Source organism: Janthinobacterium sp. BHSEK (assembly GCF_056174685.1).
This window is the reverse complement of sequence record NZ_JBWBYV010000274.1, coordinates 1-249: the sequence shown is the minus strand read 5'-3', so window position 1 is coordinate 249 and position 249 is coordinate 1. Positions and strand designations below refer to the sequence as shown.

Genomic DNA, 249 nt, shown 5'->3' with positions numbered 1-249 from the left:
ATTTCTTTTCCTGCAGCTACTTAGATGTTTCAGTTCGCCGCGTTCGCCTTGCATACCTATGTATTCAGTATGCAATACCCTAAAAGGGTGGGTTGCCCCATTCGGAAATCTGCGGATCAAAGTGTGTTTGCTCACTCCCCGCAGCTTATCGCAAGCTACTACGTCCTTCATCGCCTGTAATCGCCAAGGCATCCACCATGTGCACTTATTCGCTTGTCCCTATAACGTTAGCCTCTTCATTCTTTCAAA

1 rRNA gene is annotated in these 249 nt (G+C 47.0%); it reads right to left on the bottom strand.

Going from position 1 to position 249, the window contains the following annotated elements:
• Window positions 1-219, bottom strand: a 23S ribosomal RNA gene (locus AC0V2Y_RS29010); the annotation flags it as partial.
• Window positions 220-249 lie beyond the last annotated feature (30 nt).